The organism is Pseudomonas sp. 06C 126 (genome assembly GCF_001855215.1).
Classification (GTDB): Bacteria; Pseudomonadota; Gammaproteobacteria; order Pseudomonadales; family Pseudomonadaceae; genus Aquipseudomonas; species Aquipseudomonas proteolytica.
Genome location: NZ_MIFU01000002.1, coordinates 278,740 through 285,300 on the forward strand (window position 1 = coordinate 278,740; position 6,561 = coordinate 285,300).

At 63.3% G+C, this 6,561-nt stretch carries 6 protein-coding genes; 2 read left to right on the forward strand and 4 right to left on the reverse strand.

The genetic code is table 11. From position 1 onward, the window contains the following. Positions 1–84: 84 nt before the first annotated feature. The 3 genes from BHC62_RS03070 to BHC62_RS03080 all read right to left on the reverse strand — a co-directional run bounded on the left by BHC62_RS03070 (position 85) and on the right by BHC62_RS03080 (position 2,034). Positions 85–696: a PolC-type DNA polymerase III gene (locus BHC62_RS03070; protein WP_029292191.1), complete on the reverse strand. Its 612-nt coding sequence runs from the start codon at positions 694–696 to the stop codon at positions 85–87. Between the two features lie 25 nt (positions 697–721). Next, on the reverse strand, positions 722–1,198 hold the full coding sequence (locus BHC62_RS03075) for an NYN domain-containing protein (protein ID WP_029292193.1): 477 nt from the start codon (positions 1,196–1,198) through the stop codon (positions 722–724). Between the two features lie 119 nt (positions 1,199–1,317). Further along, positions 1,318–2,034: a DUF2076 domain-containing protein gene (locus BHC62_RS03080; RefSeq protein ID WP_070994179.1), complete on the reverse strand. Its 717-nt coding sequence runs from the start codon at positions 2,032–2,034 to the stop codon at positions 1,318–1,320. Positions 2,035–2,203: 169 nt separating this feature from the next. On the opposite strand from BHC62_RS03080, the gene BHC62_RS03085 reads away from it, so the two are divergent. Continuing rightward, on the forward strand, positions 2,204–2,866 hold the full coding sequence (locus BHC62_RS03085; RefSeq protein WP_070994180.1) for a YciC family protein: 663 nt from the start codon (positions 2,204–2,206) through the stop codon (positions 2,864–2,866). Positions 2,867–2,938: 72 nt separating this feature from the next. Continuing rightward, positions 2,939–4,027 carry an endonuclease/exonuclease/phosphatase family protein gene (locus BHC62_RS03090; RefSeq protein ID WP_070994181.1) on the forward strand — a complete coding sequence of 363 codons (1,089 nt, stop codon included), beginning with the start codon at positions 2,939–2,941 and terminating at the stop codon, positions 4,025–4,027. 142 nt (positions 4,028–4,169) lie between these two features. Here BHC62_RS03090 and hrpB read toward each other — a convergent pair. After that, the coding region (gene hrpB / locus BHC62_RS03095; RefSeq protein ID WP_070994183.1) for an ATP-dependent helicase HrpB at positions 4,170–6,561 on the reverse strand (2,392 nt) is incomplete at its 5' end.

Sequence of the window (6,561 nt, forward strand, 5' to 3'; positions counted from 1 at the left end):
TGGCCCGAATGGCTAAACTGACCCACCGCCATCGCGGGCAAGCCCACTCCCACAGTTTGATCTTGGTTGGGCTCGGGATTGCTATCAGAACCCGCGATGTTTCTTCAGATGATCATTGATCTTCGCCGCCGGCACTTTCTGCAAACTGCACAGCAGGTCATGGGACAACTCGCGCAAGCCATGGGCACGGCGCAGTTCCTGCGCCAGGTGGGCGGTGAGGTTGGCTGCCATTTCCGCGTCGGCCATGGCCCGGTGAGCCTTGCCGGTGTGGGGCAACTGAGCGTAGGAGGTCAGGGTGCCAAGCTTGTGGTTCGGTGCTGCAGGCATCAGCCGGCGCGCCAACAGTAGCGAACAGGCGAATTTTTGCAGGCGGGTGCGGCGGATCAGGCCCAGTTCGAAGTCCCAGAACTTCTGGTCGAACGCGGCGTTGTGCGCCAGCAGCGGCGTGGTGCCGACAAACTCATTGACCTCGTTCATCACCCGCTCCGCCGGCGGCGCGCTGCGCAGCATGGCGTTGCTGATGCCGGTCAGTTGCTCGATAAACCCCGGCACGCGCACGCCGGCGTTCATCAGGCTCTGGTAGCGGTCCACGATCTGGCCCTGCTCCAGGATGACCACGGCAATTTCCGTGGCCCGGCAACTGCTGCTCGGCGAAATGCCGGTGGTTTCAAAGTCGATGACCGCTATACGTTCCAAACCTGTTCCAACCCCATCTGAAAATCTATTTGAGCAACAACGCGCCTTCGATAGGCACGTAGCGGCTGGCCGCGCGGATCAACGAGTTGGCCGTCAGCCCCGGCACGCCGTAGGCCACGGCTTCGACGCCATGTTTATGAATGATGCGATCGAGCAACATGTCGAAATCGCCATCACCCGAGGCCAGCACTATTTCGTCGACATGGTCGGCAGCGTCCATGATGTCGATGGTGATGCCCACGTCCCAATCGCCTTTGGCCGAGCCATCGCTGCGCTGGATGTAAGGCTTGAGCTTCACGGTAAAGCCCAGGTTGCGCAGGATCTGCTGGAACTGCTGCTGCTTGCTGTCGCCACGGTCGATGGCGTAGGCATACGCCTCGACGATCTGCCCGCGCTGGCTGATATCAGCCCACAGGGCGGCGTAGTTGAAGTGGCAGCCATAAGCCTGGCGCACGGTGTAGTAGAGGTTCTGCACATCGGCGAACACTGCTATTTTTTTCACCGCATATCCTCATGGCACCGGGGACGTGATGGCCCGCAAAGGCGCTCAGTATGCCAGCCAAGAGGAGGTTTCCGAGAAAAATCAGACCGGGGCGACAACGCGCCCCGATTCAGTGAGTGTCAGACGAAGGAGTCGTCGTCGCCAAAGTAGGAAGAATCATCGGCATAACCACTGTCGGCGAAGCTGTCAGTGCTGTCATTGCCCGCGAAACGTTGCTCGTCATTGCCCCAACCACTGTTGTCACTGGCCGGTGCCGGCTCTTCGCGGATGATCTCTTCCACCACCTGCGGCTGCTGGTTATGGCTGAACAGGCTGCTGATGCCTTGGGCCAGCATCACACCACCGGCCACGCCGGCTGCGGTTTTCAGGGCGCCGCCGAGAAAGCCGCCACCGGCGGGCGCTGCCGGCTGGGGTTGCTGATAATTCTGTTGTGGCGCAGGCGCGCTATTGAAGCCCGGCCGGCTCGGCTCGCGCCAACCGCCCGCGCCAGAGGCCGGCGCGCTGGGCGCAGGCTGCGGTTCGCGGGAGCTGCCACCAAAGATGCTCGACAGAAAACCACCACCGCTCGCGGCCGGCGGTGCTGTCCGGGTGCGTTGCAACTCATCCTGCAACTGCTGAATTTGCTGCGCCTGCTGCTTGTTCTGCGCATCCAGGCTCTTGATCGCGGCTTCCTGCACCAGAATCGCCTGGGTCATGAAGTACCCGGCGGCTGGTTGGCGAGTGATGTGCTCCTTGATCCGCGCTTCTGCCTGGGCGTCGCGGGGGGCTGAATCCGTTTCGGCTTGCTGCAACCGTGAAAACAGTCCATCGATCAGGGTTTGCTCTTCGCTGTTCATGGCGACCTCGTTAGATTGCCGGTAAAAATCTGCGTCCCGCCCGCAATGGGCAAGGTACGCCACCAGTAATGGGGCTGGGCCGCGGCGTTTCAATGGTCTTTACCCAAGGTTTACGTTTGTCGGTGATCAGTTAAAGTGTCTGCTGCTTTTTTGGCCTGTGATGACTTTGATGAATCCGTTGACCGTTCTGCGCGACTCTTTCTATTTCTTCCAGCGCAACCTGGGCGCCATCGTGCAGTTGTGCCTGCCCTTGGTGATCCTGGAAGCCGTACTGCAACAAGTGCTCGATCGCACGCTGGGCCCGGAGGCGTTCACCGGCTACAGCATGATCGTCGGGCTGCTGGTGTATCCGCTGTACACCGCCGCGTTGATCCTGTTCCTCGACGCCCGCAGCCGTGGCGAGTCGCCGCGCACCGCCGACGTGCTGGCCATGGCGCTGACCCTGTGGCCTCGCTATGCGCTACTGACCGCCATGAGCACCTTGCTGATCCTGCTGGGGCTGTCGCTGTATTTCCTGCCGGGGCTATGGCTGATGGTCACCCTGGCCTTCGCCGAATACCTGCTGGTACTGCGCGGCATGCCTGCGCTGGCCGCGATGAAGGAAAGTTTCCGCCTGACCCGCGGGCATTTCCTGCGCATCCTGATCTGCCTGTTGTGCGTAATGACCCCGCTGTGGCTGCTCAAGGGCGCCAGCGTCGCGGCCTGGCCCGACCTGCAGAACCCGCTGCTGGCGGTGCTGATCGACAGTGCCCACAGCTTCTTGCAGTTGTTTACCAGCGTGGTGCTGTTCCGCCTGTTCATGCTGATCGCCGGTGATGCAGACGCCCGTTAACATGGTCCTTGGGCTCCCGACTGCCGGTCGGGTATGCTCCGTGCCTGTCCTGCAGCGCCATAAGGCGAGCCGATGATCCGTTTACTGCGTACAACCCTGGTAGGTCTGCTGATTCTGGCTGGCGTGCTGACCGCCCTGGTCTACAGCCTGACCTGGCGCCCCGCCGACAAACAGACCTTGCCCGTAAGCTGCGTCGCCCCGCGCGCGCCGACGCTGCTGCCCGGCCAGGCGCTCAAGGTGATGACCTGGAACGTGCAGTACCTGGCGGGCAAGAACTACGTGTTCTGGTACGACACTCCCGACGGTAGCGGCCCGGACGAGCGCCCCACCATCGAAGACATGGCCTCCAGCCTGGACGAAGTGGCACGGGTGATCCGTGACGAACAGCCAGACGTACTGTTGTTGCAGGAGCTGGACGAAGGCGCCAAGCCATCCCACTACCAGGATCAACTGGCGCTGCTCCAGGAGCGTCTGGTGGACCTCTACCCTTGCAGCGTCCAGGCTTTCGACTGGAAAGCCGACTTTGTGCCCGACTGGCATATCTTCGGCAGCGTCGGCCGCAAGCTGGTGACCCTCAGCCGCTACCAGATCGAACACGCCGAACGCCTGCAACTGCCCGTGGCCTCGGCCAACCTGCTCAGTCGCCAATTCCAGCCAAAGCCTGCGTTGCTGCTCAGTTACCTGCCGTTGAGCGACGGCGGCCAACTGGCAGTGCTCAACACCCGCCTGGACAATGGCGCACCCGGCCACAGCGCGGTGCGCGAACAGGTACAGGCAACCATCAAACTGCTGGATAAATTCGAAAGCCGAGGCACGCCGTGGCTGATTGGCGGGGATTTCAACCTGTTGCCGCTGGGGCAATTCCTGCGCCTGGACCCTGGCCGACGCGGGCAGTACTCACCGGACAGCGAGCTGCATCTGCTGTGGGACAAATACCCGATGGTCCCCAGCAACAGCCAATCCAGCGGGATTGACCGCGCCCAGTGGCTGACCCACTTCCCCAACGACCCGGGCCTCGATGGGCCGGATCGCACGGTGGATTATCTGTTCTTCAGCCCAAGGCTGAAGAAGGTCGAAGCCAGAGTGCGCCAGGACGATACGTTACGTATTTCCAATCATTTGCCGGTGATTGCGCGGTTCCTGCTGCCTGCGGCGCAATAGCAAACACCCCCAAACCCAATGTGGAATAGGGTTCGTGTAGGAGCTGGCTTGCCTGCGATAGCGGTCTGTCATCCAGCACCTGGCTAACTGACCCTCCGCCATCGCAGGCAAGCCAGCTCCCACAGTTAGATCTTGATCGGGATTACTTGCGCGGTTTGATCCGCGCAGTCGCCTCTGCCACCAAGGGGTCATCCGGCCAGTAATGCTTGGGATACCGCCCCTTCAGATCCTTCTTCACCTCGGCGTAGGTACTGCGCCAGAAGTTCGCCAGATCCTGGGTCACCTGCACCGGCCGCCGTGCTGGGGACAGCAGGTGCAACTTGACCACCTGCCGCCCACCGGCGATGCGTGGGGTGTCGGCCAGGCCGAACAGCTCCTGCAAGCGCACCGCAAGAATCGGCGGCTGTTCACTGTAGTCCAGGCGCACCGATGAGCCCGAAGGCACTTTCAAATGATGGGGCGCCAGTTCGTCCAGGCGCTGGGGCAGCGGCCAGGGCAACAGGTTATGCAGGAAGCTGGAAACATCCAGGTTGGCGAAATGGCTCAAGCGCGAGACCTTGCCCAAGTACGGCATCAACCAATGTTCCAGGCTGGCGAGCAAGGCGCTGTCGCTGACGTCGGGCCACTCACTGGGCTTGCCGGCATCCAGTTGACGCAGCAGCATGACGCGGGCCTGCCACTGGCGCAGTTCAGGGGTCCAGGGCAGCAGCTCCAGGCCCTTGCGCCGCACCAGGTTGACCAGCGCCTGGCTGCGGGCGGACTCGTCCAGGCCCGTCAGCGGCTCGCGGCTGAGGATCAGCTCACCGACCTTGCGCTGGCGTTCAGCGCGCAACACGCCCTCGCGCTCATCCCAATCCAGTTGATCGAAGCAGCGCACTTGCTCGGCCAATACCGAATCGAACAGCGCCGGATCAAAATCCGCGGCCAGGTAGATCCGCTCTTCACGCTGGCCCTGCCGGCTGCCCAGGTCGGCAATCACCAACCATGCTTGTTTCATCAGGCTGTCGGCCTCTGCAAACAACGCGGCGCGACCGTTGGCCAGGCGATACTCCGCACCGCCGGCACGACGCTGCTGCGCCACCCGGTCCGGGTAGGCCAGTGCCAGCAACGCCCCAAGCCAACGCGGATGATCGGGATCGGCCACCGGCTGCTCGGCCTTGCCTCTCAGATAGCCGCGATATTGCCGGGCCAATTGCCTGGCCCGCTGCACGCCACCCTGGGTGCCACGGGCGCGCTCCTCGCCAGACAACAACGCCAGGCGACTGTGCAAGTCCGCACCGGCGCCACGCAAGATGTCGCGCTCGCCCAGTAGCGCGGCAACATCACACGCCATGTTCGCCAGCCCCAGGTCCTGCCCCCGCAACAACAAATGCGCGATGCGCGGGTGCGCCGGCAGGCTGGCCATTTTCTGCCCGTGGGGAGTCAAGGTCGCGTCCTTCAACGCGCCCAAACGTTCCAGCAAATCCTGGGCCTGGGCATAGGCGGCGGTGGGCGGGACATCAAGCCAGACCAACTGCGTCGGCGTCACGCCCCAGCGCGCCAGTTGCAGGGCGAGGCCGGCAAGGTCCGCCGAGAGAATTTCCGCGCTGCCATAGGCCGCCAGCGCTTCATGCTGGTCTTCGGACCACAAGCGATAACACACGCCTGGCTCCAGTCGCCCGGCCCGGCCTGCGCGCTGGGTAGCACTGGCACGGGAGATGCGCTGGGTGTCGAGACGGGTCATGCCGCTACCGGGGTCAAAGCGCGGTACCCGCGCCAGCCCGGCGTCGATCACCACTCGCACGCCATTGATGGTCAGGCTGGTCTCGGCAATGTTGGTGGCCAGCACCACCTTGCGCTTGCCGGCGGGTGCCGGGTCGATAGCCGCCCGCTGGGCTGTCAGGTCGAGCTCGCCATGCAACGGGCAGAGCAGCACATCGCTGCGCTCACCGAGGGCGTCGGCCAGCTGTTGATTGACCCGGCGAATCTCCGCCTGCCCCGGCAGGAACACCAGCACGCTACCGGTTTCGTCGTGCAGGGCTTCAAGGATGGTCTGCACCAACCGTGGCTCGATAAACTCACCGGGCTGGAATGGCCGCCCCCAGCGCATCTGCACCGGGTACATGCGGCCTTCGCTGCGCAGGATCGGTGCGTTGTCCAGCAGACCCGACAAGCGTTCGCCTTCGAGGGTGGCAGACATGAGGAGGATTTTCAGCGGCTGCTCGTCGCGAAACAACTCGCGGCCATTGAGGCTCAGGGCCAATGCCAGGTCGGCGTCGAGGCTGCGCTCATGGAATTCGTCGAAGATCAGCAAGCCCACGCCATCAAGTGCCGGATCATCCTGCAGGCGGCGGGTGAGGATGCCTTCGGTGACCACTTCGATACGGGTGCTGGGGCCGACCTTGCTGTCCAGGCGGATGCGGTAGCCAACGGTCTCCCCGACCTTCTCCCCCAGCTCACTGGCCAACCGCTCGGCGGCGGCACGGGCGGCGAGCCGGCGGGGTTCAAGCATCAGGATGGTTTGCCCGGCCAGCCAGGTTTCATTCAACAGCGCC